Below are 26,868 nucleotides of genomic sequence, written 5' to 3'. Positions count from 1 at the left end.
ACTGTGTTCAAAAGGCCAATATTGATAGTGCGTATTAAGCATCAATACTTATGGATAAAGAGGATTTCATCATTAAGTATTACTGATAAACAGATAAAAATCGCAGTCTATTTTGAGTAGTTCCACAAATCTAATCTATTTTAAGTGGTTTGTTAATAGGTTTGAGGGGCAAAACAACTGGTTCCGTTAGGGTATAGGCTAAATATAGTAAGTTCAAGTCAGCTCAAACGCTGATTACCTAAAACAAATCTGATGTTGATATTCTAAGTACATCAGATTTATTTAGCCAAATACCTTTAGAGCATTTTATACCACTAAGATAACTTTTAAGGTACTCTATAAAACTAAATCCGGTACATTCAAATGTATCGTCACCATCACAGTAATGCCAAACTTGTAGTTCTGGATCTGTCGTATAAATAAAATAATAAGACGTTTCATTCAATCGACTAAAAAAGTAAGGTTTACCATCAAGATCTTTTTGAGTAATAAAACCCTCATCAACTAGTTCTTGTTGCCACCCTAAGTTGATACTCATATGAACTAAAAATGTTGTCTCATCAGAACGATTATTGTATTTATTGAATACAAAAAAGTCATCCATAAAAAGGCCTCCAGAGCATTTACCAAAAGTCCGTAACCAAAGCCTGAAATCCCCTTTGGCTTCTATGTTTAACTTCTCCGTATAAACATCTATTTCTTCATTTTTAAGTCCATCAATAGCATTTATATCTATGTTCCAACAAATATCTTTACTAATGTATGGCATAAACTGGTCGATAAACTCATTCATTTTATAATCCCAATTTTCAATAACCTATGGATTCTTTGATGTTGATTCCTCAAATATCTAAATCGTCATTTTGGATAGCCTGTTTGATTAATCGTTTAGGATTGTACTACCCCCAATACATAGGTCTGCATGACCCATATTACCGATTTCATAGCTACTGAAGTTACAGCTAATACTAGGAGTTCGATGCCTGTATAGCGCACCGATCACGAATAGAATATGTATGGTAAGTACACCATGAAGTACACTGTGACTATTTCAGCGAGTTAAAACGTTGATACCATTAGCCCACAGCCGAAGATTCAAGTCCTCACTAGCGTACCGACATTAATATGATGCCATAAAAAAACTGAGCACATGGCTCAGTCTTTTATTTTATGTTGTCAGCGTTAATTTGCTTAGCTTAATGGTACACCAATACGGTTAGCCACTTCTTCATAAGCTTCAATCACATCGCCTAATGACTGGCGGAAACGGTCTTTATCCAATTTTTTCTTGGTAATTTTATCCCAAATACGGCAGCCATCTGGTGAGAACTCATCACCTAAAACGATGCGGTCATGGAATACACCAAACTCTAGCTTGAAATCAACCAGTATCAAATCGCCTGCATCAAACAGTGCTTTTAGTACATCGTTCACTTGATGAGTCAGCTCTTCCATTCTTGCTAATTGTGCTTCGGTTGCCCAACCAAGAGAAACAGATAGTGACTCATTGACCATTGGATCACCAAGCGCATCGTCTTTATAAAATAGCTCATAAGTAGGCGGCGTCAATGCTTGGCCTTCTTCTAAACCCAAACGACGAACCAAACTACCAGCAGCAAAGTTACGTACTACACACTCAACCGGAATCATATCTAGGCGTTTGACCAACACTTCGTCTTCAGACAATTGCTTTTCAAAATGCGTTTCGATGCCAGCATCGGCCAGCTTTTGCATAATAAAAGCATTGAAACGGTTATTGACCACGCCTTTGCGTGCTAACTGTTCGATACGCTTACCATCAAGCGCTGATGTATCATCACGGAAATGTAAAATCAAAAGATCATTGTCTTCTGTTTCATAGACAGATTTGGCTTTACCTTTATACAGCAGTTGTTGCTTTTGCATTATGAGAGTTCCTGTTCGTTCAAGCTTATGTGGTAAAAACGCGCAGCTACCGCTAGTTTTTATATGACGGTATTAATAGTTAAATTAACAAGTATAAAAAACCAACGGTAAAAATAGGGAAATAGTTTTAATTCGGAAGACCGCTTACAGCACGCTGAGGCTGTGGTAATTTATACTGGCTACCAGATTCGTTCGCTAGTTTTAGCGTATTTGCACCTGCGTCAGGTGTGGCGTATAAGGGTACGAAAGGTGCTGTTTCTGTAGCAGCTGGCAGCTCTATTGGCGCAAGCTTTTTGCTTTGCTGATACTCTAAGCTACCGTTGTCACGCTTACCAAGTAAGTTTTTAGTCGCTTGGCAGCCGCTCAATACTAGCGTACTTCCTAGTATCAAGGTCAGCATCGCAGGGAATATTTTTGTGGTCGTTGATGAGCTGTTCATCATATTATCTCTCTGAGTTAGCAATGATTGCTTATTTGGCTTATCGTGTGTATGAGGTCATATAGATATCGCTAAGCCTATCATCAGTGACTGACTTAGCATTTATAGCGCTCAATTTTATAGCAAATTCAAACGAATCTATATTAAGTTAGCACGAACCAATGCTTCATCAATAGTCGCATGATGTTGCTCCGCTAGCCAAACCAATGGTAGGCGAATACCCTTATCGATTATGCCCATTTTATGTAAGGCGTACTTAGCTGGGATAGGGCTTGATTCGATGAATAAGTCACGATGTAAGTGTTTAACGATATCATGTACTTTATTAGCAGCGTCAAAGTCACCACGGAGCGCAGCCGTAAACGTCTCGCTCATCGCTTTCGGTGCGACGTTGGCCGTTACTGAGATGTTGCCTTTACCGCCGAATTTCATCAACTCTAGCGCAGTGCCGTCATCACCTGACAGCACAACCATTCTATCACCAACGGCTTTAATCAATTGCTCGCCGCGGCTAACAGAGCCGGTCGCATCTTTAATGGCCACAATATTGTCAATATCACATAAACGCTCAACGGTATTTTGGGCGATATCAACGACTGTGCGTCCTGGTACGTTATAAAGCATCTGCGGAATATTTACCGCTTCAGCGATGGCTTTATAATGTTGGAACAAACCTTCTTGAGGTGGTTTGTTATAGTAAGGTGCTACGAGCAATGCGCAGTCTGCACCAGCATCGGCTGCATCTTGAGTCAGCTTGATGGCTTCCATTGTATTGTTGGCGCCTGTACCAGCAATGACTGGTACACGACCTTTAACATGCTGTACAAAGTAGCGAATCACATCACTATGCTCTTGCATAGACAGTGTCGCTGACTCACCAGTGGTACCGACAGCAACTAAGCAATGGGTGCCCTGTTCAATCTGCCAATCTATGAGATCTGCCAAACGTTTATAATCAACCTTGCCGTCAGGATGCATGGGCGTTACCAAAGCTACCATTGAGCCTTGTAGTCGGGTTTTGATCTCGTCGTATGCTGTGCTCATAACCGTGCCTTACTGTATTATCCTAGCTTTTGTCAAAGCTGTCACATGATAGGTCGTTTGCAAGAGCCAATTCTCATGCTTATGGCTGCACATAATATTATGTACAGCCATAAACGCAATTAGCAATGTCTTGCCTGATGGTAGTGCTAAGTAACTTTCTAAAAAATATACTTCTAAAATAAGTATCTTTCTAAAATAAATATTTTTCTACTGCAAAAGCAGCCACCACATAAACAATGATGTGCTCAAATCCGTATTGACACTGTGCTTGCCAATGACTGATAAGGCTTATTCAGCAATAAAAATTAAATAATAAAAACGCCTGCTAGTGTAGCATATTTTAATTTGACCGCTATCAATCAATTGACGGTCAACACGGTTATTATGCAGCAAATAACACGTCGCCTCTCTTGTCCTGTAATGCCAATATAGCGCTCAAAAAAGCACATCAATACTGACATTATTACTTAACATTCAGTTTAGCGCAATGGCTCAGTACTTATAAGACTTTTGGCACATATTAACGAATTGTCAACACATCGATAGTGGGGCGATACAACCGAAAAGGCAGCCCTCGTGTGCCTATACCGCTACTGACGAATATCTGCGCACTGGCATGTTGATATAAACCTCGCTGCTTACCCAACCGACTATTATTTGACAATGTCGATTGCTCATCGCTTTGTTGCACGTCTTGGGTTTTTTGTGCCCACCAACTGTTCTCTTGAGTGGCTTTTGCAGCGCCCGTAATCAATAACGGTCGCGGCTGTAGAGATTTAGGTAAGTCGCTGAGACTATCAAATCGTGAAGCCAAAATAATAACAGGGTTGATAGCATTGGCGATTTCAGCACCAAGTGCTACTTTTGCAGCCGTGTTTGAGTCATCAATATCAGCGAGTCTCTGAGGGATATCTTGCCAGCCGCAGAGCGCTGCGACCACTGAGTTGGCATCACTATCTTGCTGTCTAAGAATATCTTGGTTCAATGGTCGGCTATTCACCGCGCCGATATCCATAGTCTTAAGCGGCAACGAGGTACACTGCTGACCGATATAACTGATATCAAGTACATCGAAAGTGCTGGCCAACGTATCTTCCAATAGCGGCTGACCTTGCTTGGTCGTATTAATCGATTGATAGCACAAATCCGACGTACTCATCACTGTATAGACAGGTTTATTAACCGCTTTGAACAGCATGAGCTGCCCAACCAAATCTGCACTTGGATAATACAGCCAGTCGCCTGTAATTAATACGGCATCCGCTGACAAAGCATTGATAGTGGCAACAAGCTTGCGAATATGGCGCGGCTTACCGCTATATATCCCAATGCGTAAGTCAGCTAGCACAGCGACGGTCAGTGGTTTTGATAAATTCAAATCAACAGCATGATGCTCTACTCGTAAACAATTAGGCTGCACCACCACAGTATAAAAGTACATGGCCATTACGAATATGGCTAACAACAATGATGGTACGGACAACTGAGCCAGTACTGGTAGCATATTCTGCGACCAACCTATCACCATTAATACAATCCAAACGGGCATGGTATAGGCTGCGTAATAGAGCACCAATTTCACCCAGATACGCAAAAATCGCTTGGTAGGATTAGCATTGAACGTTTGTAATATTGACCACAGTACGATGTACGCTAGCAATGCTGCTGACGTAGAGATACCTAGTATATATAAAACATGGTCAGTCATAATTACCTGATGGTTATGTAACGGTATGAGCCTATCAAACAGCTTATAGTCAATCCTATATTAGAGTGCATGGCCTGCTAAATAAATCACTTCATGCGTACGTTTATCATAGGTTGTAATAGTTTATAAGGGCGTGCTTCGATTGTAATAACAACCATAATATCGAGCGTTTAACCCATCAAAATGATTGTTATCGAAACAATCTTCTATCTCGCTAAAGACACACTTTCAATCATGGGATAAAAAATCAGCCATTATAGAGGTCAGCCTCTACGATAAACAAGTACAATTATCGACGCTCACTGTCACAATTTGTTTACTCATACAGTTTTTAATACTATCTCTCGTATCGAAAAGAAGGCCAAGACAACCTAGTACAGATGTATCTAAGCGACTACAAGCACGGTTAACGTGACCTCTCTTCCATAAGAAATTGATTATCACTACCCTACTGACTACTCAATCCGTAACCCTATAATCGCAGGGATACCTTGACGGATAACTTCCATCGTGACCACGCCTTTTTCAGGTAGTGATGAAATCGCATCTGAAAAGTCAGTCACTTCCTTAATCGGTTTTTGATGGAAATTGGTAATGACATCCCCTGCCAATATACCTGAACGTGCAGCAAGTCCAGTGGGGTCAACTGTCGTCACCAAAATGCCTGTTTTATGATCCACGGCGATTTCGGCTTGCTCATCAACAGTCAAATTACGTAGACGTAAGCCCAACTGTACATCGTCATTCTGTTGATCACCGCCTTGAGCTCTAACATCATCGGGTGCATACGCAAGCTGGCCACTGACTATCATCTGCTTACCATTACGCTGAATCTGTGCACGGAATGCATCACTTGGCTTAGCTCGATTGAGAAGATTCAATAAATCTGAGGCCTGCATAATCTGCACATTGTTATATTGCAAAATAATATCACCAGGTTTTAGACCAGCCTTTTGTGCTGGTGAGTCTGGTGACACACGTGTCAATAAAGCACCTTGCGGACGAGCCAGCTTATAAGCCTCAGCTAGATTACGATCGATATCTTGTGGATAAATACCTAAATAAGCACGCACCACTTCGCCATCTGTTTTTAGCTGCTGATAGATATCCATTGCCGCGTCAATCGGTATCGAGAACGACAGCCCCATATAACCACCAGTACCACTAAAGATACGCGAGTTAATACCAATAACCTCACCGCGCTGGTTGAATAATGGACCACCTGAGTTACCGGGGTTCAGTGCCACATCTGTTTGAATAAATGGCACACTGGTCTCACGCGAAAAACTGCGCGACTTAGCACTAACAATACCAGCGGATGCCGAGTAATCAAAACCAAATGGTGAACCAATCGCAAGTACAGGCTCCCCTACTCTCAGCGCATTCGAGTCACCGATAGGTAGAGGTGGGAATTTATTACCCACGACTTTCAACACTGCCACATCTGAGCGCTCATCACTACCGATTAAGACCGCATCTAGCTCGGTTCTATCATTGAGCGTGACCGTGATTTTATCTGCGCCTTCCACCACATGATGGTTGGTCAGCATGTAGCCATCAGAGCTGACAAAGAAAGCTGTGCCATAAGCATGCTCAATCGCTGGCATGGTAGCCTGTTCAGGAATACTTAGACGATCGCCAAAAAACTGACGTAACAGCTCAGCTGTCTGTGCCTTGGCAAGCTCAGCTTCACTAATCGTTTTTGTGACGTTCACACGGGCGACTGCCGGGGTCACTTGTTGTACCAAGTCAGAGAAGTCTGCCGTGCTGACCGCCGCTTGAGCACTGGTCATAGTCGTGGCGGTCATACCAACGACCATCGATGTACTGACAGCAAGCGCCAACGCACTACGCTGTAACCAATGCTGCATATTCAATTTAGATTGTGCTGTAAACATATCTGTACGCATACCATCCTCCATATGAGTGATCATGATTGTTATTATTGTCAATGTGAATAAATTGGTTCTGGTTATTCTCTAGAGCCATTATAAGACAGGTAAAAAATGTGACTTTAGCTTAAGCCATCTTAATATTTTTTAGCTTGTCTGCATGCTATATCTATATTTTATAGCTTTTGCATGGCAACCGTTGCTGTAACTCTTTCATAGTGGATTCTCGATACAAGCTACGTACACGATAAATGCCGCTACTGTATAATAAACCATCACGCTATTTTGCTATCATTTCAGTAATTCAGGATAACCCAAGGATTGGTTATTTCATAACGGTTCTATACCCTGTTGTGGTTGCTCAATACTATAATCAACCCACTATAATATCGATACAAGATAGCCGAGTACAAGCAATACCTTTATATAGTTGACGATGTGGCAGTGTCATAGTGGATAAACTGTGTCGTGGTAAGCTCAGCCTTAGTAGGTATGAAATAAAATCATGTTATGATGGCAAACCTAATAACTTTATAAAAAACGTAGGTTAATAGCCATTATTATTACGGACTATATATTTATAGAATTGGCTATCATCACCCTTATTTTTCATCTTTTGCATGTCTAGAGACGCTTATACCATTTCTAAAAATTTGAATAACAGTAAAACAAGTGCAGGTACTACCGCTCGTAAGCCAAGCCAGTAGCACAAGCAAGGTTGACACTGCTAATTGTATTTCTTGAGATGGGCATTATTTGTCTAGGAATGCGTTTGTCTCTATTACTTTATAGTATATATATCATATCTGGCTCACGTTATGATTCATGATGGTTGTCATTGTTGTCACTTAACCATTATTGTCACTTGGCCATTGTTGTCATTCAGCTTTTGTAAAATGTGCCTCTATAGGTAGGTGCTAAAGAGCGATTGATAGATATAAAATATGACAAGATTATAAAAGGATCAATTTATGGATACCGCCCTATTATTATCTGGCGTGGTTGGGATTGGCATCGCCGCCCAGTGGTTGGCTTGGTATTTAAAGCAACCGTCCATTTTATTTTTATTACTGATTGGTATTATCGTAGGTCCTGTACTGGGTATCTTCGATCCCGACTTGGTATTGGGGGAACTGATGTTTCCCTTCATCTCTTTGGGCGTGGCAATTATTCTCTTTGAAGGCTCGCTGACCTTAGAGTTCGATGAGATTAAGCAGCATGGAACTGTCGTACAGATGTTGGTATCGGTCGGCGTACTTATTACCATCGCTATCGTCGCGTTATCGACCTATCTACTATTTGATGTCGATCCACTGATCGCCTTACTATTCGGTGCGCTGGTTTGCGTGACTGGCCCAACGGTCATTATGCCGTTACTGCGCAGTGTGCGCCCGAATAAGACGATATCTAACATCCTAAAATGGGAAGGTATCATCATCGATCCAATCGGCGCCATTGCGGTGGTATTGGTCTATGAATATATTATCTCTGGCGGCGAAGCTAGCAGTATATTACTGTTTGCTAAAATCGTTGTATTAGCGACTGCAATGGGTATGGCAGGCGCTTGGGTACTGGCGTTCCTTATGCGCCGTCATATGATTCCTGAGTTTTTACGCAATGTCTTTACCCTTGCCTTTGTCTTGGTTCTATTCTCAATATCTAACCATTTAGAGCATGAGTCTGGTCTATTGACCGTTACAGTATTGGGTGTGGCATTAGCAAACTGGCCAAAATTCCCACGTGAGACCATTCTAGAGTTCAACGAGTCTTTAACTATTCTACTGATTTCTGTGCTTTTTATTATTCTCGCTGCACGTGTAGAACTAGCAAGCTTAATGAGTGTGGGCTTTGCAGGATTGGTGCTACTTGCTATCGTGATGTTCGTGGCGCGCCCATTGTCTGTTTGGGCATCAGCTATCGGCTCAAACCTCAAGACCAACGAAAAGCTGATGATCAGTTGGATTGGGCCGCGTGGTATCGTCGCGGCAGCTATCTCTTCGCTGTTTGCCATTCGTTTGCAAGAGTATGATATTCAAGGCGTTGAGCTGCTCGTACCATTAGTATTTATGGTCATCATTGGTACGGTTATGATTCAGGGCTTAGGCTCAAAAGTGGTCGGCAACTTGCTTGGCGTCCGTGAGCCTGAGACCAACGGTATTCTTATCGTCGGTTCAAACCCCATCGCACTACTGATAGCCACGTCTTTAAAAGATCAAGGCTTCGATGTCATCGTTGCGCATAATAACTATACCAATATTGCCCGTGCACGCATGAGTGGTTTGCGTACTTATTTTGGTAATCCTATCTCTGACCATGCCGATCATAACCTTGATCTTATCGGTATCGGTCGTCTGTTTGCCATGAGTATGGATAAAGAGATGAATACCTTGTCCGAGATTCATTATCGTCATGAATTCGGTGAGCGCAAATTGTATCGTCTCAAGTTCAGTGATGAAAAAGTCAAAAGCGAACGTGAAGACAAGCAATCGAGCTTTCAATCACAGTGGCTATTTGGCAAAGATGCGACTTATACCAAGCTTGCCAGTATGCTGTCAAAAAAGGCGCGTATCAAAATTACTAACATCACTGATAGCTACAGCTTTGAACAATATAAAGCGGATAACAAGCAATTTGTACCGCTCTATACCATAGACAAAGAAGGCAAGTTGCACGTTATTACTGATAAGTTCGATGGCATCGTACCACGCGATCGTAAGCTTATCTCACTAGTGGTAGAGGATGAAGTACAGCCAAAGCCAGTAGATGTAACACCGAAGCAAGAGCAAGCACGTATGGCGGCAGATGCCAACTTTGAATCTAGCTCAAAAGCACCGGAAAAGCGTAAAGAGAAAGAGCCGAGCGATGAAAGTGCTGATGCAGCCGAGCAAGCGACGGATAGCGACAAAGAAAAAGGCGCTGAGCAGAAAAGCACTGAGCAAAACACTGCTGATAACTCATCAAGTCATTCAAGCAACGATGCTGAGTCTAAAGACTCTCCAACGTCGCCAGCAACGACGACTGACAAAACTGTCGAACCAAAAGATGAGTCTGCTAATAAAGGGGTAATGTCAGCGAACTCAACCGCTATCTCCAAAACTAAGGCATCTAGCAATAGCAATGCTAACGGTAATGGTAATGCACCCAAGACCAAGAAAGGCGCGCTTGATCCAAATCGCTTACCTGACTCTGGTCAAGACAATACCAAAAGTGCTGATATCGAGACTGCTCAGGATACCAAGCTGACGAGCTTAGAAAGCAAGGCAGATAACGAAGTAAATAATAAAGAGAAATAAGAGTAAATAGCTAGCAAATAGCCAGTAAATAAATAATGATGACTACTTTTTGAGTGGCTATTTATCTACTCTATTAATGGTTTAAGAAACACAAAAGCCCCGACGTAATGTTGGGGCTTTTTATGGCGGTGATTTTGATAATCATCTTATTATTGAAAGTAGTCAAAATCTGGAAGCTCAGAAGTTCCTTAATCGGACGGCTATTTAATATCTAGATTATCCTGTACCGTCGTCCATATTCGCGCACCTACTTCATCGGCAGTGCCTGACGCATCAATACGCTGGATGCGCTCAGGATGCTGGTTAGCAAGCGCACCAAAACCTTTATGTACCCATGTAAAAAAATCGGTCGCTTGCTGCTCAAAACGATCGGCAGCACTACGCTTGTTGGCACGTGTCATGCCTTCTGATACTGACAAATCCAACCACAATGTTAGCTCAGGGAGCTGCGGCACAAATTGCTCAATCAGCGTATCAATCTTAGCTCTCACTGCCTCATCCCCATGCGCACGACCAAAGCCTTGATAGGCAATGGTAGAGTCCGTAAACCTGTCGCATATCACCCATGTACCACTTTGTAGCGCAGGTATAATCACTTGCTGCAGATGATCACAGCGCGCGGCGAATAGCAGCAACAGCTCTGTATCATCATTAATATCAGTCGTAGGATCTAATAGTATCTCTCGCAAACGCTCTGCAAATGGACTGCCACCTGGCTCACGGGTTCGCAGATACTGGATGCCACTGTCCTCTAGTCGTAAGCATAACTGTTCAATTGCGGTGGTTTTCCCCACGCCTTCGGTGCCTTCAAAACTGATAAAGCATCCTTGATTAGGCATGATGTCATGGATTTCTTTGGGCGAAGTTGTTTGAGATAAATGATCTTGCATAGGTGCTGACATGATATGACCTTATGTCATTGATGAGCGTTATGTAGATAATTGCATAACGCTCAGTAAATGATAGGTTTTAAAAGAGAGACGGACTAAATTACTGTGATGCTGCTTGTGCTTTCTTTTCGCGCATGACTTTTAGATAGTCTTTTACCGCTTGATTGTGTGCAGCCAAGCTATTGGTGAATTTGTGCCCACCGGTACCAGTCGCTACAAAATATAATGCTTCGCTGTCTGCCGGATGCAAAGTCGCTTCGATAGAAGCAGCTGATGGCAATGCAATGGGTGTTGGTGGCAGGCCATCAATTTGATAGGTATTATAAGACGTTTTTTCATTGATGTCTTTGCGACGAATATTGCCGTCATAGCGACTGCCCATACCATAGATAATGGTCGGATCAGTTTGCATGCGCATGCCTTGGTTCAGACGGTTTCTAAATACCGCCGACACCAACGGACGCTCTTCTGCCACGCTGGTTTCTTTTTCGATAATAGAAGCCATCACCAATGCCTCATAAGGCGTGCTATAAGGCAAGTTGGGCGCACGGCCTTCCCACGCTTCGGTCAACGCTTGCTGCTGACGCTTGTACAAATCCGTCAGTACCTGCTTATCAGTGGTATCCTCACCATAATAATACGTATCAGGGGCAAACCACCCTTCGAGATTGTGATTGACGATAGGATCACTGTCATTGATAACCGACGCTGGCAAGATGCCATCTAACTCCAATGCTTTGGCAATACTTGCATTGTCGCTATCAGCAGTCAGTACTTCTTTTTTGATACCGTCATTATCACGCAGTGTCTGATATAGGTCTTTAGAGGTTTTACCCTCGATGATTTGTACTTTTACCATCGCTGCTTTTGCACCTTGTGCTAGTACTTGCAACGCTTCAGCAATCGTGGGATTTTCTGGTAGCTGGTAAATACCTGAATGTAATGGTGCATCGACTTGCGACTTGATATAAAGCTTGGCCACGCTGGCAGAAAATAGTGGAATCTGCTGTTGCCACTGTGGCAGTAGACCATAGTAAGTCTGACCCTGCTCAATCGTGACCTTCTTCGCTGGCTGCTCGATACGTCCAAACAATGTCTGATAGACCATCACCAAGAAAAACGCAGCAATCAGTCCAAGTACGAGCAACACCTGATAACCACGCTGCATAAAGAACGATTGATTGTCCACTCTATATTGACGCGGTTTACTCTCTCCGCTGATAAGTGAGACATTGGTCGCGGGCTTATCCTCCACCTTATCCACTACCGGCTTCGAGTCTGGTAGTGTGGTATCGACACGCTCCTCAACGCTGCTATCTTTTTTATTAGATGGCTCATTATTAGGACGTTCAGGAGGCGTTTCAGGTGTAGGTGTGCTCATGGCAACTCGCGAGGCAGATGTTTGCTAGAATTTAGCACTGAACCGTGCGATTTTCAATGGTATTTGCTTAGCTTATGAATTATCTTGCTATTGATGCTCATTTATATGGCTTAATACTCAGACGCTTTTTTCAGTATTCTCAGCTTATCTATCAATAATGAAAATATCTTATGAACCTACATTTTAATCAAAGTCTTACCAAAAACTATAAATCACCTAGTCAAATAATTCGGGTATTAAGTGAAAACTGGGTCGCAACCAATAGCTACTGCCCTAACTGTAATACCCAACCATTATCAGAATTTACGAACGGCAAACCTGTGGCTGATTTTTATTGCTCACACTGTAGTGAGCAATATGAGCTAAAAAGTAAAAAATCTAAATTAAGTAACATTATTAACGATGGTGCTTATAAGACGATGATTGAACGCATCAACAGTAAAGACAATCCCAATTTTTTCTTCCTGACGTACTCAAAAGAATATACCGTCAATAACTTTTTGATTATTCCTAAGCAGTTCTTTAAGCCGGATATTATTATCAAACGTAAGCCGTTATCAGCGACTGCCAAACGCGCAGGTTGGGTCGGATGCAACATCGACTTGCGCCAAGTACCAGAATCAGGCAAAGTATTTTTGGTCAAAAATCAGCAAGTAATACCACGCGAAGAGGTCAGCCAACAATTTCAAAAAACCTTGTTTTTACGAAAACAGTCTGTCGCTTCTCGTGGTTGGACACTAGATATCTGGCAGTGTATCGATAGACTCGATACTCACTTTTCTCTAAAGCAAGTTTATGCTTTTGCTGATGAGTTAAAACTTAAATACCCCGAAAACAACCATATTTTAGATAAAATTCGCCAACAATTACAAGTATTACGAGATAAAGGCATTATTGAGTTTGTGAGCCGTGGTCATTATCGAAAATTATACTAATCGCTTCTCATTGTAGCGATCAGGTCTCGGTTTTCCTTTTTTATCACGGTATACATCGGCAACTAGCTCATCTCTATCATCCCATAGCGGTAATCTTGCAGTAGCAACAAGGCGCTGATGAAACTTATGCGCTGGGTAATTCCAATCAATCTCATCATTAATTTTGAAAAAATGCTCTTCACGATAATCAACGTAAGCGTGCATTCTATTTTTCACATAATCATTCCACTGCCATAAAAGCCCAACTGCATTGCGAGCAGGCTTGGTAAAAGCTTTTAAATTGACTGTCAGTGCACACATCACTAGCTCATCATTAGGAATGACAGAAATACGCTGCTCAATAACCTCCTCTCGCGTGTACGCATACTCGAACGTACCGCCGAAGGCCACAAATTTTTTAAAGTCTAATAAATACATCACACCAAATAATAATTGGGTATAAGGTGATAAATGCACAATTTCGTCAGGCTTACTTTTAGCCATTTTGCAAATTTCATCAAAAACCATCAAGCGACGAATTTGTAGTGGAATCCTAGTTTCTTCATAGACTGAGCGCATGCAATTTTATCCTTTTAAAAAACAGGATCATTGATCGATTTTCTCTAAGACACAAGACCACGTAACAAAAGACGATCACTTCTTTTGAGCGCTTTTGCTAATCTAGTTGGCATTGATGACTGAAGTTATTTGTGAGAAGTGGAAGTGAATACGATGAAAAAAGATGAGAAAGCAGCACAAAAATTTCAAATAGAGATTGTGGAAACGCTGAGTAATATCGTGGAAGTAAATGCTGAAGATGAGCAAGATGCTCTGATGAAGGCGCAAGAGATGTATAGAAATGAGCAAGTGGTTTTATATCATGATGACTTCATTGATACTAAATTCAATATTTTTCAATAATAGCTAAACGGATTGAAAATCCACAACCTCACCTGACAGCAACGTCAAACTCCTCATTGGCATGATGCCACGTAATGCATTGCAAAAGAAAATCTGCGTTAGTTTGGGTAAGTCCTCATCTTGTAGCGACCTTGTCACCACTGGATATTCCGTACTTGATAGAGTATCGATAATCACTTGCCGCATAACGCCAGCAACGCCCGATTGAGCCATAGATGGCGTATACCATTGACCAGTGGTCAAATAATTAGCATTGCCCTGATGAGCTGGAAGCGTAGAAGATTTCTTTGATGCTGCGTATGGCGATTCTGACAATTGATAGAATACGTTGCTCATCGTACCTTCGACCCACTGCCCACTCATATCGCGTAATAGACCCTCGCTGATGCTTCGTTCCGTATTGGATTTTAATATTTGAGCTTTGATACCTTGTAACTCGCCACTCGCCAGCACGTTATCAAGACGATTGAGGCTTTTGAGTCCTGCAAGTGGCGGTGGTAAGCAGGAGAGCTGCGAAGACAAGCAAATAGCGGCACTACTAGGCTGTATAGGAATTGAGCGACCATAAGGTAGACATAGCGGCTCAGCAGTCGCGACAGTCATTGCAGAAGACTTCAGCCAAATGTCACACGCACTACCAGACGCGCTTGGCGTATAACCATAACCACGGATGTCTTGCATGCTGCGCGTGACAATCAGCTTGAGCATGCCTTGCTGCAATTGCTTGGCATACGCTTGTAATGTAGCCAGTAGTGAACGGCTGTCTAGCTCAATATGCAATGCCTTGCTATGAGAAACAAGGCGCTGATGATGATAATCTAGCCACAATATCTGACCATCGATGACACCCATAGTGGTAAAGAACCCATCACCATAGGCCAGTCCACGATTGTCTAACGATATAGTGGCCTTTGATGGCTCTATCGTATTGCCTGATGAATCTAGACATATCCAGCCACTTGGCGGTATGGCACTGGCTATTGAATGTGGCATCGACACTTGCCTTATTTAGCTCTTGTCTGTTTGAGCATCTGCTTTATTGATGACCAGCATACAACTGTAGAACTCACATTTCGCCAGCTCTACCTTCTGACCACCGATGGTTTTGTTTTTGATGATTTGTACATTAAGCATATCAGCTACGAGGTTACCACCCTCATCACCCATCAACTTACGGGCGAGCTGATAGGCCTTTTTGGCATGATTTTGACTCAGTTCTTTCTCTTCATCAGAGTCGGTAGGATTCGCAAAATACCAACCAAGCTCAAGATACTTTTCAGAATCAATAATATCTAAATAAGGCGCTTCAGTATCCATAAAACGATACTTGGCTGCTGGATTACTGGCATAGTCTAAGCTGTTTTCATCAGTGCTCAAAACCTTACCAAAGGTCGACTGGATACCTTCCAAGTCACCGACGTTGATTGAGTTTACGCTTTCGTTGCCCCATGCCGAGACGTCATACTTTACTTGTGTGCGTTGCTGGGCCTTTCCAGCTTCTACCTCAGTATTCGTTGCAGCGCTATCATCTGCTGAAGTAGTCTCAACGACTACTTGCTCGCTGGCTCCTGCATCGACGCTTTGGTCATCATCTGTATTGCTATTACAGCCACTCAACGACACACCAACTGCCATTATCGTACTGGCCAAAAAGGTCTGTAGGCTATTATTCCACATGGGCAATTTACTCACACTTTCAGATTGATCTCAAAAGAATATTAGCGCGCAAGCAAATATGCCGCTGCTAATGAATAATGTTTTTTTATGACTTCACATTTTCAAAGTCAATTTTTTATAATGTAATAACCACTATAGTCGATTCAATTTAAAAGTAGTACAAGGCAAACGAGTGTAGATGTAACTGTGATACTTCAAGCGAGGTTAACGCTGTCATACTTTTATAGTGGAATGACTATATAGGGCGTGTCATATAGTTTACCCAACTGCTTGATACTTGACTACCCTTTACGTTACGGATAACACTCCTAGAGAGTACATATTTGTTAAATACCTAACGCATAAAAAAATGCCATCTATTCAAGCATTTATTCACGAAAGCCTCGGTTTGTCAAACATCACGTTATCCCTTATGATAATAGCGCTTCAACGACTTTTTTATTAACGCTTTTTTGCCTTTTATAGTTCGCGGACCATATATGACTCAGCATTTTATCGTTATTGGCAATCCTATTGCCCACAGTAAGTCCCCTGAAATCCAAATGCTATTTGCAGGGCAAGCAGCTATTGATATCAGCTATCAGCGCCAGTACTGCCCTGACGATGCTGCCAGTTTTACCGCAGTGGTCGAAGCGTTTTTTCATGGTGGCGGCGTCGGTGCAAACGTAACGGTTCCCTTTAAGCAGATCGCTTATGACTGCTGCGTGGCGCGTGGCGGTCTGTCTGAGCATGCCAAAGTTGCAGGTGCAGTCAATACGCTACTGTTGAATAAAGCACTATTAGAGAGTGGTACACCAATCGCTGATGCACTCTATGGTGACAATACTGATGGTCAAGGTCTCGTCAATCATATCACGAGCTTAGGCTGGCCATTAAAAGGTGCGCGTGTGGCACTCATTGGTGCAGGCGGTGCGGCGCGAGGCGTGGTATTGCCATTGATTCAATCGGGTATCGGGGCATTAACCATTGCCAATCGTACACTGAGCAAGGCGACCAATTTAGTAGATGAGCTAAGTACCGCGAGTGAGACTATCGGTAAACACAGTATTGAGACTTGTGCGACCAGTGAATTGACCGGACAATTTGATATCATTATTAATGCCACTTCTATCGGTCTGTCAGGCGATACCTTGCCACTGGATAATGACTTAAACTGCCACTACGCTTACGACATGATGTACGGTCGCACGCTACCATTCTTACAGCATTTTGCGGCACGTGACACACAGATATCAGAGGGTTATGGCATGCTGATTGGGCAAGCGGCCTTAAGCTTTGAGCGTTGGACGGGTCATACCGTTGACGTGACTCAAGCCACAAAGATCTTAAGTGGTCGTTAAGCTAAGAGACACAGGCTTTACCAATAAAAAGGCGTATAAATTGAATTTATACGCCTTTTTCTTATCCAGTTATTATCTAGCTCTTATCCAAAACGTGCCAGTAGCCAGTTTTCCATACGCCGTAATGGTACGCGTAAATTGGTAGAGTGCATCACCACGCCGCCAGCCAGAGCCACCATACAGCCGATAGCGGTATCAACCAAACGTACGTAAGTCACATGTTTATACGCCTGCTCTACTAGCGGTACACCACTGCCATATTCTGCAATAAATATGGTCAACGGTGTGATAAATATCACGGCTAAACCATAATGACGGTCAACCAAGGATTCAATACACAGAATCATCATCAATACTGAAGCAGCAACGCCCCATACCGACAATCCCCACGACATCATCCAACTGGCCAGCCCTGCACCCACCAATGTCCCAAGCAAACGGTGTACTTGCTTAATCCATATCGTACGCAGATGAATCCCTTGAATAATAATAAAACAGCTAACTGCCGCCCAATAAGGGTGAGACATATTCAGCATCACCGCGATGACCAAAGACAATGTCACAAACCCTGCCACAATCACACTTTCACTAATGGTATCTGCCTGATAAGTATAGATTGGCGCAGGCTTACACTCACGTGTCAGCAATAAAAATAAAGAGTATGGCAGTGCCATCAGCACTGCGAATGCACTACCAAGCATGATAAGACCAATGGTATGTGGCAGTTGAGCAAGCGTTATAGGCATAAATAACGCGATAGCGCCTGCCATCATAATAAACAACCCTCCCGGTGGTGGCTGCTGATAGTAGCGGCCAAACAGAACCACACTCAAAGATATCAGTACAAAGATGGGGAATATCAAAATAGGAATCTGCTGCGCCATCAGACCGAGCGCAAAGCATAGCGACATACCGAAGCCCCAAGCCATCACAGTGACCAAGCGATATGGTAGCTTACCAACTAAGGGTAAATTCAGAATCACCATTGCGCCTAACGAGCTGATGATGCCTGCGGATAACGCATCAAAATAAGCGCTGACAAAAACAGGAAAGCTGATGGTGGTCGCAGAAAAAAGTGGGATGTGCCACGGCCGACGGCTTTTATTGACTGTCGTTAAATGTGCTAGCTCACTATTGATAAATTTCGTAATAAAAATTTTAAAAATAGCGACCCATCGCCTGAGCGACGACATCGGTTTGGATGCAACCATAAAACTCTGTCCTTACGAAATAACGTAACGTTATTAACACAATGGCGGTTAATAAGTATGTGATGATATTCTTAGTACTGATAAATCTGAGTACTGATAAACCTGAGTGTTGGTAATTCTGAACATCTAACAGAATGCTAAATGTATAAATGTATTGGAAATACTTGATTGGCCCTCAAGAAACCTTTTTTATTTATAACTAATTTTTATTAAAAAACATAATATTTATGAATATTAGTTATGAAACATATATTTATTACTAAAGAAGATTTATAATAAGAAAAATTATACACCACTGCCCATTATTAAATAGAACATATCGGCTAATAAAAGCATCGAAGAAACCGCCTTAACCAACCCATTTCTGAACACACTTATATTTAACGCATATCTCACCTATAAATCGACATCAACAAATTAAAGAGAGCAACTATGTTAACTTACAAAGCGCCTTTACGTGATATCAAGTTTTTGATAAATGATGTTTTTGACTTTCAAACGCATTATAAAGATTTAGACAATGGCGAAAATGCTGACCCTGAAACAATCGACATGATTTTGCAAGGTATGGCTGACTTTGCCGAAAACGTACTTGCCCCTCTTTATCAACCGGCTGATGCAGAAGGCTGTCATTTTGATAATGGCGTGGTGACTACACCTAAAGGTTTTAAAGATGCCTATGACCAGTTTGTCGAAGGCGGTTGGCAAGGTATTTCTTACCCAGAAGAATACGGTGGTATGAATTTACCAACCTCGTTAAACCTAATTAAAGCTGAAATGATTGGTACGGCTAACTGGCCATGGGCAATGTATCCTGGTCTATCAACAGGTTGTATCAATACCATATTGCAATACGGTACTGATGAGCAAAAAGAAACCTACTTGCATAAACTAATCGAAGGTACTTGGGCTGGCACCATGTGCTTGACTGAGCCGCAATGTGGTACCGATTTGGGTCAGGTTAAGTCTAAAGCTATTCCTCAAGAAGACGGCACTTATAAGCTTGGCGGCACCAAAATCTTTATCTCAAGTGGTGAGCATGATTTAACAGAAAACATTGTACATATTGTACTAGCGCGCTTACCAAATGCACCAGAAGGTACTCGCGGTATCTCGCTATTTATCGTACCAAAATTCTTGCCAAATGCAGAAGGTGAGATTGGCGAGCGTAATGGCGTCACTTGTGGCTCTATTGAACACAAAATGGGTATCAACTCATCAGCAACGTGTGTCCTAAACTTTGATGATGCGGTCGGTTACCTGATTGGTGAGCCGAACAAAGGCCTAAAAGCTATGTTCACTTTTATGAACACGGCACGTATCGGTACTGGTATCCAAGGTCTAGCACATACTGAACTGTCATTCCAAAACGCCCTACCTTATGCCATAGATCGTCGTTCTATGCGTGCGCTATCAGGTACTAAAGAACCTGAAAAAGTGGCTGATGCCATCATCAATCATGCCGATGTACGCCGCATGCTATTGACTCAAAAAGCCTTTGCCGAAGGCGGCCGCTCAATGATTTATCATTCAGCACGCTATGCGGACAAAATGGCTCAAGGCATTGTTAATGGTGATGACGAAGAGTTTGAAAAATGGGATGACAAGCTTGGCTTCTACACGCCAATCCTAAAAGGCTTCTTAACCGAGCTTGGTATTGAAGCAGCCAAACATGGTCAGCAAATTTACGGCGGCCACGGCTATATCAAAGAATGGGGTATGGAGCTGATTGCTCGTGATGCCCGTATTGCCACCATGTATGAAGGCACAACTGGTATTCAAGCGTTAGACTTATTAGGCCGTAAAGTGATTTTGCAGTCAAAAGGTAAAATCATTCGTGACTATACTTCAAGCATCATGAAATGGTGTGGTGAATATGCGCTAGACAAAGACATGCGTAAATTTGTTTGGGCACTCACCAAGCTATGTGCTGAATGGAATACTTTGACCGTTCGCTTGATGCTAATGGCACGTAAAGACCGCGAAATCATCTCTGCAGCATCTGATGACTTTTTGATGTACTCAGGCTATGTAATGATGGGTTACCACTGGGCACGTATGGCAGCAGTGGCTCATGACAAACTCAAAAATGGCGGCGTAGAAGCCCCAGAGTTCTATAAAGCCAAAATCCAAACGGCAGAATTCTACTTTGATAAACTGTTACCACGTACTTCAGGTCACGCCGAAGGTATGGTTGCACCAAGCGAAAGCATGATGGCAATGCCAATCGAAAGCTTTGCTTTCCTAGATTAAAATTAAGACTAAGATTACAAAGTTAATAGATCATTCATAAAAAAGCGCCTAAATATAGGCGCTTTTTTGTGGCTAACGAAAGTCAGCATTCTCGAACTAAAAAAACCAACCAATAGCCAATTTCTAGCTACCTAGCATTTTTTTGTGATATACCGCACTAAGCTCTTCCACTTCCACACATACTTGCAGTGCTGCTCGGCCTGACTGCTCTGCGCTTAGCTGCTCTTCTATCGTTGTCATCAATAGCTCAGCAAGTTGATTGCGAGTCGCAATATCACGACCAGCCATCATTTTTAGATTCGCATAAACCATGCCATTTGCTTGTTCATCATCCTCAACACCTACCAAAAAAGTCTCAAGAGGTACGATGCGGGCTTTGATATCCGTTGGTTTACCAAAATGTCCAGTATCCCATAGCGCTTTATTCAAAGACTTAAGCAATGATTCTTCGTGAGGAACACTGACATTAGGGGTCACTTGCAGGGTTAAATGTGGCATGAATATATCCTTATAAAGTATAAGTGAAGGTAGGACTTAAATGGTTGGGGTCTGTTGAACATTCAAAAGGATAAACTTATTTGATATCAGCGACAATGCTTTTTAATCATCAGTAATGTTACTAAAAAGTGCCGATAGAGCCGTAGCCAATTGCAGAGGTGGCAGCTCAATCTCTAAACCGCGGCGACCACCACTCACATACATCGTTGTATGCGCTTCAGCCGAGATATCTATGATTGTCGCTAAGCGTTTCTTTTGTCCTAGTGGACTGACACCGCCCAGTACATAGCCTGTACTACGCTCTACTTGCTTGGGATCTGCCATTTGTACCTTTTTGCAGGGCAGTACTTTATTAGAGGATAAAGCTTTGGCCATTTTTTTAAAGTTTAAAGTCTTGTCTACTGGCAAAATAGCAACAGCGAGCGTACCCACTTCGGTCGCTACTACCAAAGTTTTAAAAACTTGTGCTACATCTACACCGAGTTTTTCGGCAGCTTCTAAGCCAAAAGAAGCCGCATTACTGTCATGAGTATATTCATGCAATTGGTAGTCAAGGCCACGTTTTTTGGCAAGATTGATTGCTGGGGTCATAATACTTTCATATCATTAAGTGAAGTTATTGAGTAGGATAAATAGTATTTATCGTATTTTATACCACAATATTATTATGCTAAAGATCTTATTTTTCAAATAATTAAGCGTATTTCGTATGCAGCTCGCTCACAAGATAGTAAACAGCCCGTATGAATATTAGTAGTATATACAGACACTATATATCGCTTTGATGGCTTTTATGGCATCATAAGCGCAATATATTTAACTACTTTTGATATCCATTATGATACCCAGTTTCTTAAAGAATAAGTTCCTAAAAAAACGGATTTTTAAAGCGCCCGTCACTACTGACAGCGGCTCTAATACTGACGTCAATCCAATCGCCGCCAAGTCCTATTCGGGTGCTCCGATCAATCAGCTATATCGCAAGCTATCGGGTCACATGCTCGACGTTGCCGTCAAACCTAAACTGTTAGGTGAGTTGCCTGATTTTGATGCTGACGATCAGACATTAAGATTTTATGTTCTACAAGACTATTCCCGCTCCAACAGTATTTTGATCGATTTGCAGACGCAAGAGCACAATTTACCGCCAGCATTGGTCGGGGTACACGATGCCGAGCATAATATTAAAGAAAATGCGGCCATCATCTTTTTGAACCATCCAGGTGCCAAAGACAGTCAGTTATCACCGCGCCTGTCACGCTTGGTATCGGCTGTACTGCAGTATCCAGAGCTAAAGGTGCGTTTGGTCCCTGTCTCTATCCTATGGGGACGTGCGCCAGAAAAAGAAGATTCACTGTTTAAGCTGTTGACTACTGATAACTGGGAAGACCCAAGCATTACCAAGCAGTTATTTAATATTGGGGTCATGGGACGTGATACCTTTGTACAGTTTCATCCACCACAAGATTTGCGCACCCTTATCGATAATAGCCTCAAAGGCGATGTAGAAGGGCCTTCTATTTTTGATTCGCTAGCCACTGACCTACAAGATAGCTCTGTCAAAGAAGCCTCTATAAAGGAAGATACTGACGATGCACCAAGTTACGCGTTGGTAGCGACTGCCGATAGCAATCGCGAACTGGTGCGTATGTTGCAGCAGCAGCTTTCGATTTATTTAGACAAACAACGCGCCAGCATGCTCGGCCCTGATTTGTCAGACAGACGCAATTTGGTAGACAAACTGGTGTACTCACCAGCTATCAAGCATGCAATAGAAGCGGAAGCTGCAGAAAAAGGTACGACTACCCGTGAGGCACGAAGCTTAGCAAAAGGCTATGCCAATGAGATGGTAAATGATTACTCTTATCCTATCATTCGAGTATTCGACCGCTTCTTAACGTGGTTGTGGACGCAGTTGTATGATGGCGTAGAAGTACACCATTTTGAACGAGTACGAGAGCTAGCAACCGACTACGAAATTATCTATGTGCCGTGCCATCGTAGCCACGTTGACTACCTATTACTGTCCTATGTTATTTACAAACGCGGTTTGAGTATTCCTTATGTCGCTGCGGGTGATAACCTTGATGTGCCAGTATTAGGCCCTATGCTACGCGGTGCCGTGGCATTCTTTATTCGTCGTAGTTTCCGTGGTAACGCACTATACACCTCTGTATTACGCGAATACATGCACACGTTAATCACGCGCAATACGCCTATCGAATACTTTATTGAAGGTGGTCGCTCACGCTCAGGTCGTCTGCTACCGCCTAAGATGGGTATGCTTGCGATGACAGTACACAGTCAGTTGCGCAAAACCAATAAGCCTGTCGTGTTCATTCCTACTTACATCGGCTACGAACGTATTATGGAAGGTGGCACGTATGTTGGTGAGCTGAAAGGCAAGCCAAAAGAATCTGAATCTTTGCTTGGTCTGCTCAAGGTAGGTCGCAAAATTGAGCGTATCTTCGGTAACGTACATTTAAGCTTTGGGACGCCACTACATCTCACTGAGTTTATGACAAAGTTTGATGTGTCCGCAGACAGCTTACCTTCGGACCGTACCGATACCCCACTCGATGAGAAAGCCAGTGCGATGGTCGACAATATCGGTGTAAAAATCATGCAGCATATTAATAAAGCTGCCGTGGTCACACCTGTATCACTGTTATCACTGGTGTTATTGTCAGCACCCAAAGCGGCACTAGATGAAAACAGCTGCCGAGAGCAAATCGAGCTTTATCAAGGTTTGGCTAAGCAACTTGCTTATTCGGATGATACCGTCATCACAGACATGACTCCTCAGCAAATCATTGATTACGGTATTAAACTTAAGTTGATCGAGCGAACTCCGCATATCCTAGGCGATATCATTCAGGTTGTCGGCAAGCAGGCTGCCCTACTCAGTTATTTCCGTAATAACATCTTGCATGTCTTCATTCTGCTGTCATTTTTGTCAGCGCTAGTTGCACGCAATGGCCGTATCAAACGCAGTCGTCTAGATAGTATTGCAGAGCAGCTGTATCCATTCTTACAAAGTGAGCTATTCTTATATTATCCAGCACACGGCTTAGCAGATACACTCAATAAGAAAGTGGACAGCCTACTCTCTCATGGGCTAATCGTTGAATTGGGCGACGGCATACTTAGCGTTCCTGAATCGAATAGCAAGTCCTATCAGCAGCTACAAGTACTGGCGACTCCAGTTGGACAGAGCTTAGAGCGTTACTTTATGACACTCGCTTTGCTCGCTCAGCAAGGCTCAGGTAATTTGACCGAAAATGAAGTCGTTGATCTGTGTCATCTACTTGGTCAGCGATTATCTGTGCTATATGCAGACGACATTCCTGACTTCTTTGACCGTGCTTTATTCACCAGTTTCATTGGTGCTTTGACACGTCTTGATTATTTACAAAAGGATGAAGAGACTGGCGTTCTGACATTTGATCACCGTATCAATGACATTGCCCATCATGCTAAGTACGTCCTAACACCTGATATGATGCAAATTTTGCAGCAAGTCGCTACCTTAGATGAAAATGAAATTAACCATGCCATTACTGAAATTAGTAATAAAAAGCAGCGTAAATTTGGGCGAAAGCGTAAATTGATTCTTGGCTAGAGTCAGTAGCTTAAGCACAAAAAAGACCTCTAACGATTAGAGGTCTTTTTTTGATTTCAAAACACTAAGCATTCATATTAGTTCGTAATTTTCTTATACTTAGCACGTTTAGGACTGGCATCATCACCCATGGTCTTTTTACGATAGGTTTCAAACTCAGAGTAGTTACCATCGAACCAAACTGGACCTTCTTCTTCGAATGCCAAGATATGGGTAGCGATACGATCAAGGAACCAGCGATCATGCGATACAACCATGACTGTACCTGGGAATACTTGAATCGCATCCTCTAGTGCACGTAAGGTCTCGATATCCAAATCGTTTGATGGTTCATCGAGTAGCAATACGTTCGCGCCTTGCTTTAGCGTCTTCGCTAGTTGCAAGCGGTTACGCTCACCACCTGACAACTGACCAACGCGCTTCTGCTGATCTGAGCCTTTAAAGTTAAAGCGGCCGATATATGCACGACTTGGCGTGGTGTATTCACCAACAGTGATAATATCAAGGCCGTCAGATACTTCTTCCCAAACAGTTTTGCTATCATCTAAGTGATCACGTACCTGACCGACATAGGCAACTTTAACACTTTCACCCAAATCCACGGTTCCAGTATCCGGCGTATCGCGCTCGGTAATCATATTAAATAGCGTGGTTTTACCCGCACCATTTGGACCGATGATACCAACGATCGCACCAGCTGGCACGTTAAAGCTTAGGTTTTCATAAAGCAAGCGATCGCCGAATGATTTAGAGATATCGTTGATCTCAATAACCTTGTTACCCAAACGTGGACCAGGTGGAATATAAATCTCAGCCGTCTCATTACGCTGTTGGAACTCTGTTGAGTTCAACTCTTCAAAGCGCTGTACGCGAGATTTAGACTTGGCTTGTTGGCCTTTTTGATTTTTACGAATCCACTCAAGCTCTTTTTTCAGCGCTTTAGCAAACGATTCTTCTTGCTTGTTCTGCTGCTCTAGACGCGTGTTCTTTTGCTCTAGCCACTCGGTATAGTTACCTTCATACGGATAGCCATGGCCACGGTCAAGCTCTAAGATCCACTGGGCGACATTATCCAAGAAATAGCGATCATGGGTAATAGCAACGATGGTACCGCTGTAGTTCTGCAAGAACTGCTCTAACCATGCAACAGACTCGGCGTCCAAATGGTTGGTCGGTTCGTCAAGTAATAGCATATCAGGGCGTGACAATAGTAGACGGCATAGTGCCACACGGCGTTTTTCACCACCAGACAACTTACTAACATCTGCATCCCATGGTGGCAGACGTAGCGCATCGGCTGCTTTTTCTAGCTGATTGTTTAAGTTATGCGCATCCCACGATTGGATGATGTCTTCCATCTTGCCTTGCTCTTCAGCAAGCTTATCAAAATCAGCATCAGGCTCAGCATATTCAGCATAGATCGCATCTAGACGAGCCAATGCATCTAACGCTTCACGCATACCGTCTTCAACGTTACCGCGTACATCTTTGCTGTCATCAAGCTGTGGTTCCTGCGGCAAATAACCGACTTTGGTACCTGCTTGTGCACGTGCTTCACCACTGAACTCAGTGTCAACGCCCGCCATGATACGTAGCAAGGTCGATTTACCTGAACCATTGATACCCAATACACCAATCTTGGCACCTGGGAAAAACGATAGGTTAATATTTTTTAGAATTTCACGCTTAGGTGGAACAAGTTTTGACACGTTGTTCATCGTGTAGATATATTGAGCCATTAACACTCCGATAGACTGCATAGAAGAGGCAAGCAAATCATACTTGGCAATGATGCCAAGCGCGCCGCACCTCAAAATCAGGGTTACAAATTATGAGCCATTATCGCATTGTGGCGCATACCCTGCAAGCCAACAGATTGT

General features: G+C 42.7%; 21 protein-coding genes. 6 read left to right on the top strand and 15 right to left on the bottom strand.

Annotation, left to right across the window (positions count from 1 at the left end):
* Positions 1 to 238: 238 nt before the first annotated feature.
* The 6 genes from I6E83_RS01315 to I6E83_RS01290 form a co-directional block, all read right to left on the bottom strand.
* Positions 239 to 793: a hypothetical protein gene (locus tag I6E83_RS01315; RefSeq protein WP_197099667.1), complete on the bottom strand. Its 555-nt coding sequence runs from the start codon at positions 791 to 793 to the stop codon at positions 239 to 241.
* 398 nt (positions 794 to 1,191) lie between these two features.
* Entirely contained in the window at positions 1,192 to 1,905 is a 714-nt protein-coding gene (gene purC, locus I6E83_RS01310; protein WP_110921975.1) for a phosphoribosylaminoimidazolesuccinocarboxamide synthase, read from the bottom strand.
* A gap of 127 nt (positions 1,906 to 2,032) precedes the next feature.
* The gene (locus I6E83_RS01305) at positions 2,033 to 2,347 is read right to left on the bottom strand and encodes a hypothetical protein (protein WP_227680760.1); all 315 of its coding nucleotides are present in this window, start codon (positions 2,345 to 2,347) and stop codon (positions 2,033 to 2,035) included.
* 135 nt (positions 2,348 to 2,482) lie between these two features.
* Positions 2,483 to 3,388: a 4-hydroxy-tetrahydrodipicolinate synthase gene (gene dapA / locus I6E83_RS01300; RefSeq protein WP_110921977.1), complete on the bottom strand. Its 906-nt coding sequence runs from the start codon at positions 3,386 to 3,388 to the stop codon at positions 2,483 to 2,485.
* A 520-nt stretch (positions 3,389 to 3,908) separates the two neighbouring features.
* The gene (locus I6E83_RS01295; RefSeq protein WP_197099665.1) at positions 3,909 to 5,096 is read right to left on the bottom strand and encodes a hypothetical protein; all 1,188 of its coding nucleotides are present in this window, start codon (positions 5,094 to 5,096) and stop codon (positions 3,909 to 3,911) included.
* Positions 5,097 to 5,551: 455 nt separating this feature from the next.
* Positions 5,552 to 6,967 (bottom strand): Do family serine endopeptidase, encoded by a 1,416-nt coding sequence (locus I6E83_RS01290; RefSeq protein ID WP_406947819.1) that lies wholly within the window; start codon positions 6,965 to 6,967, stop codon positions 5,552 to 5,554.
* A gap of 992 nt (positions 6,968 to 7,959) precedes the next feature.
* Here I6E83_RS01290 and I6E83_RS01285 point away from each other — a divergent pair.
* Complete coding sequence (locus I6E83_RS01285; RefSeq protein ID WP_197099663.1) at positions 7,960 to 10,281, top strand: cation:proton antiporter; 2,322 nt, start codon at positions 7,960 to 7,962, stop codon at positions 10,279 to 10,281.
* A 200-nt stretch (positions 10,282 to 10,481) separates the two neighbouring features.
* On the opposite strand, the gene tmk is transcribed toward I6E83_RS01285, so the two are convergent.
* Together tmk and mltG are read right to left on the bottom strand one after the other, a co-directional pair.
* Positions 10,482 to 11,183, bottom strand: coding sequence for a dTMP kinase (gene tmk / locus I6E83_RS01280; RefSeq protein WP_197099662.1), 702 nt, complete (start codon positions 11,181 to 11,183; stop codon positions 10,482 to 10,484).
* An 88-nt stretch (positions 11,184 to 11,271) separates the two neighbouring features.
* A complete protein-coding gene (mltG, locus tag I6E83_RS01275; protein ID WP_197099661.1) occupies positions 11,272 to 12,552 on the bottom strand; it encodes an endolytic transglycosylase MltG in 1,281 nt (426 codons plus the stop codon).
* A 170-nt stretch (positions 12,553 to 12,722) separates the two neighbouring features.
* Between mltG and I6E83_RS01270 the strand changes: the two genes are divergently transcribed.
* A complete protein-coding gene (locus tag I6E83_RS01270; RefSeq protein ID WP_197099660.1) occupies positions 12,723 to 13,487 on the top strand; it encodes a DpnI domain-containing protein in 765 nt (254 codons plus the stop codon).
* Here the strand turns inward: I6E83_RS01270 and I6E83_RS01265 are convergent.
* Complete coding sequence (locus I6E83_RS01265; protein ID WP_197099659.1) at positions 13,479 to 14,045, bottom strand: hypothetical protein; 567 nt, start codon at positions 14,043 to 14,045, stop codon at positions 13,479 to 13,481. The genes I6E83_RS01270 and I6E83_RS01265 overlap by 9 nt on opposite strands.
* Before the next feature lie 153 nt (positions 14,046 to 14,198).
* Between I6E83_RS01265 and I6E83_RS01260 the strand changes: the two genes are divergently transcribed.
* On the top strand, positions 14,199 to 14,387 hold the full coding sequence (locus I6E83_RS01260) for a DpnD/PcfM family protein (protein WP_197099658.1): 189 nt from the start codon (positions 14,199 to 14,201) through the stop codon (positions 14,385 to 14,387).
* Positions 14,388 to 14,390: 3 nt separating this feature from the next.
* On the opposite strand, the gene I6E83_RS01255 is transcribed toward I6E83_RS01260, so the two are convergent.
* Together I6E83_RS01255 and I6E83_RS01250 are read right to left on the bottom strand one after the other, a co-directional pair.
* The gene (locus I6E83_RS01255) at positions 14,391 to 15,380 is read right to left on the bottom strand and encodes an aminotransferase class IV (protein ID WP_197099657.1); all 990 of its coding nucleotides are present in this window, start codon (positions 15,378 to 15,380) and stop codon (positions 14,391 to 14,393) included.
* Positions 15,381 to 15,395: 15 nt separating this feature from the next.
* Positions 15,396 to 16,064: a hypothetical protein gene (locus I6E83_RS01250; RefSeq protein WP_197099656.1), complete on the bottom strand. Its 669-nt coding sequence runs from the start codon at positions 16,062 to 16,064 to the stop codon at positions 15,396 to 15,398.
* A 479-nt stretch (positions 16,065 to 16,543) separates the two neighbouring features.
* Here I6E83_RS01250 and aroE point away from each other — a divergent pair, with 479 nt between their 5' ends.
* A complete protein-coding gene (gene aroE, locus I6E83_RS01245) occupies positions 16,544 to 17,404 on the top strand; it encodes a shikimate dehydrogenase (protein ID WP_197099655.1) in 861 nt (286 codons plus the stop codon).
* Positions 17,405 to 17,487: 83 nt separating this feature from the next.
* Here aroE and I6E83_RS01240 read toward each other — a convergent pair whose 3' ends face one another.
* Positions 17,488 to 18,615, bottom strand: coding sequence for an FUSC family protein (locus I6E83_RS01240; protein WP_197099654.1), 1,128 nt, complete (start codon positions 18,613 to 18,615; stop codon positions 17,488 to 17,490).
* 432 nt (positions 18,616 to 19,047) lie between these two features.
* Here I6E83_RS01240 and I6E83_RS01235 point away from each other — a divergent pair, with 432 nt between their 5' ends.
* Complete coding sequence (locus I6E83_RS01235; protein WP_197099653.1) at positions 19,048 to 20,868, top strand: acyl-CoA dehydrogenase C-terminal domain-containing protein; 1,821 nt, start codon at positions 19,048 to 19,050, stop codon at positions 20,866 to 20,868.
* 123 nt (positions 20,869 to 20,991) lie between these two features.
* On the opposite strand, the gene I6E83_RS01230 is transcribed toward I6E83_RS01235, so the two are convergent.
* Both I6E83_RS01230 and ybaK read right to left on the bottom strand, forming a co-directional pair.
* Positions 20,992 to 21,366, bottom strand: a complete 375-nt coding sequence (locus tag I6E83_RS01230) for a 5-carboxymethyl-2-hydroxymuconate Delta-isomerase (protein ID WP_194196135.1) — start codon at positions 21,364 to 21,366, stop codon at positions 20,992 to 20,994.
* A gap of 102 nt (positions 21,367 to 21,468) precedes the next feature.
* On the bottom strand, positions 21,469 to 21,957 hold the full coding sequence (gene ybaK, locus I6E83_RS01225; RefSeq protein ID WP_194196136.1) for a Cys-tRNA(Pro) deacylase: 489 nt from the start codon (positions 21,955 to 21,957) through the stop codon (positions 21,469 to 21,471).
* A gap of 247 nt (positions 21,958 to 22,204) precedes the next feature.
* Between ybaK and plsB the strand changes: the two genes are divergently transcribed.
* Complete coding sequence (gene plsB / locus I6E83_RS01220; RefSeq protein WP_197099652.1) at positions 22,205 to 24,988, top strand: glycerol-3-phosphate 1-O-acyltransferase PlsB; 2,784 nt, start codon at positions 22,205 to 22,207, stop codon at positions 24,986 to 24,988.
* A gap of 77 nt (positions 24,989 to 25,065) precedes the next feature.
* Here the strand turns inward: plsB and ettA are convergent, their stop codons facing one another.
* Positions 25,066 to 26,727 (bottom strand): energy-dependent translational throttle protein EttA, encoded by a 1,662-nt coding sequence (ettA, locus tag I6E83_RS01215; RefSeq protein ID WP_110921994.1) that lies wholly within the window; start codon positions 26,725 to 26,727, stop codon positions 25,066 to 25,068.
* Positions 26,728 to 26,868: the final 141 nt, after the last annotated feature.

It is taken from the genome of Psychrobacter sp. SZ93C1 (genome assembly GCF_015864635.1).
Classification (GTDB): domain Bacteria; phylum Pseudomonadota; class Gammaproteobacteria; order Pseudomonadales; family Moraxellaceae; genus Psychrobacter; species Psychrobacter fozii.
The sequence above is the reverse complement of the archived record's forward strand: the minus strand, read 5'-3'. Positions and strand labels throughout refer to the sequence as shown.

Bases quoted from the DNA above. Each gene is read 5' to 3' on its own strand.
- I6E83_RS01315 (WP_197099667.1), bottom strand. From the start codon at position 793: ATGAATGAGTTTATCGACCAGTTTATGCCATACATTAGTAAAGATATT.
- purC (WP_110921975.1), bottom strand. From the start codon at position 1,905: ATGCAAAAGCAACAACTGCTGTATAAAGGTAAAGCCAAATCTGTCTAT.
- I6E83_RS01305 (WP_227680760.1), bottom strand. From the start codon at position 2,347: ATGATGAACAGCTCATCAACGACCACAAAAATATTCCCTGCGATGCTG.
- dapA (WP_110921977.1), bottom strand. From the start codon at position 3,388: ATGAGCACAGCATACGACGAGATCAAAACCCGACTACAAGGCTCAATG.
- I6E83_RS01295 (WP_197099665.1), bottom strand. From the start codon at position 5,096: ATGACTGACCATGTTTTATATATACTAGGTATCTCTACGTCAGCAGCA.
- I6E83_RS01290 (WP_406947819.1), bottom strand. From the start codon at position 6,967: ATGCAGCATTGGTTACAGCGTAGTGCGTTGGCGCTTGCTGTCAGTACA.
- I6E83_RS01285 (WP_197099663.1), top strand. From the start codon at position 7,960: ATGGATACCGCCCTATTATTATCTGGCGTGGTTGGGATTGGCATCGCC.
- tmk (WP_197099662.1), bottom strand. From the start codon at position 11,183: ATGTCAGCACCTATGCAAGATCATTTATCTCAAACAACTTCGCCCAAA.
- mltG (WP_197099661.1), bottom strand. From the start codon at position 12,552: ATGAGCACACCTACACCTGAAACGCCTCCTGAACGTCCTAATAATGAG.
- I6E83_RS01270 (WP_197099660.1), top strand. From the start codon at position 12,723: ATGAACCTACATTTTAATCAAAGTCTTACCAAAAACTATAAATCACCT.
- I6E83_RS01265 (WP_197099659.1), bottom strand. From the start codon at position 14,045: ATGCGCTCAGTCTATGAAGAAACTAGGATTCCACTACAAATTCGTCGC.
- I6E83_RS01260 (WP_197099658.1), top strand. From the start codon at position 14,199: ATGAAAAAAGATGAGAAAGCAGCACAAAAATTTCAAATAGAGATTGTG.
- I6E83_RS01255 (WP_197099657.1), bottom strand. From the start codon at position 15,380: ATGCCACATTCAATAGCCAGTGCCATACCGCCAAGTGGCTGGATATGT.
- I6E83_RS01250 (WP_197099656.1), bottom strand. From the start codon at position 16,064: ATGTGGAATAATAGCCTACAGACCTTTTTGGCCAGTACGATAATGGCA.
- aroE (WP_197099655.1), top strand. From the start codon at position 16,544: ATGACTCAGCATTTTATCGTTATTGGCAATCCTATTGCCCACAGTAAG.
- I6E83_RS01240 (WP_197099654.1), bottom strand. From the start codon at position 18,615: ATGGTTGCATCCAAACCGATGTCGTCGCTCAGGCGATGGGTCGCTATT.
- I6E83_RS01235 (WP_197099653.1), top strand. From the start codon at position 19,048: ATGTTAACTTACAAAGCGCCTTTACGTGATATCAAGTTTTTGATAAAT.
- I6E83_RS01230 (WP_194196135.1), bottom strand. From the start codon at position 21,366: ATGCCACATTTAACCCTGCAAGTGACCCCTAATGTCAGTGTTCCTCAC.
- ybaK (WP_194196136.1), bottom strand. From the start codon at position 21,957: ATGACCCCAGCAATCAATCTTGCCAAAAAACGTGGCCTTGACTACCAA.
- plsB (WP_197099652.1), top strand. From the start codon at position 22,205: ATGATACCCAGTTTCTTAAAGAATAAGTTCCTAAAAAAACGGATTTTT.
- ettA (WP_110921994.1), bottom strand. From the start codon at position 26,727: ATGGCTCAATATATCTACACGATGAACAACGTGTCAAAACTTGTTCCA.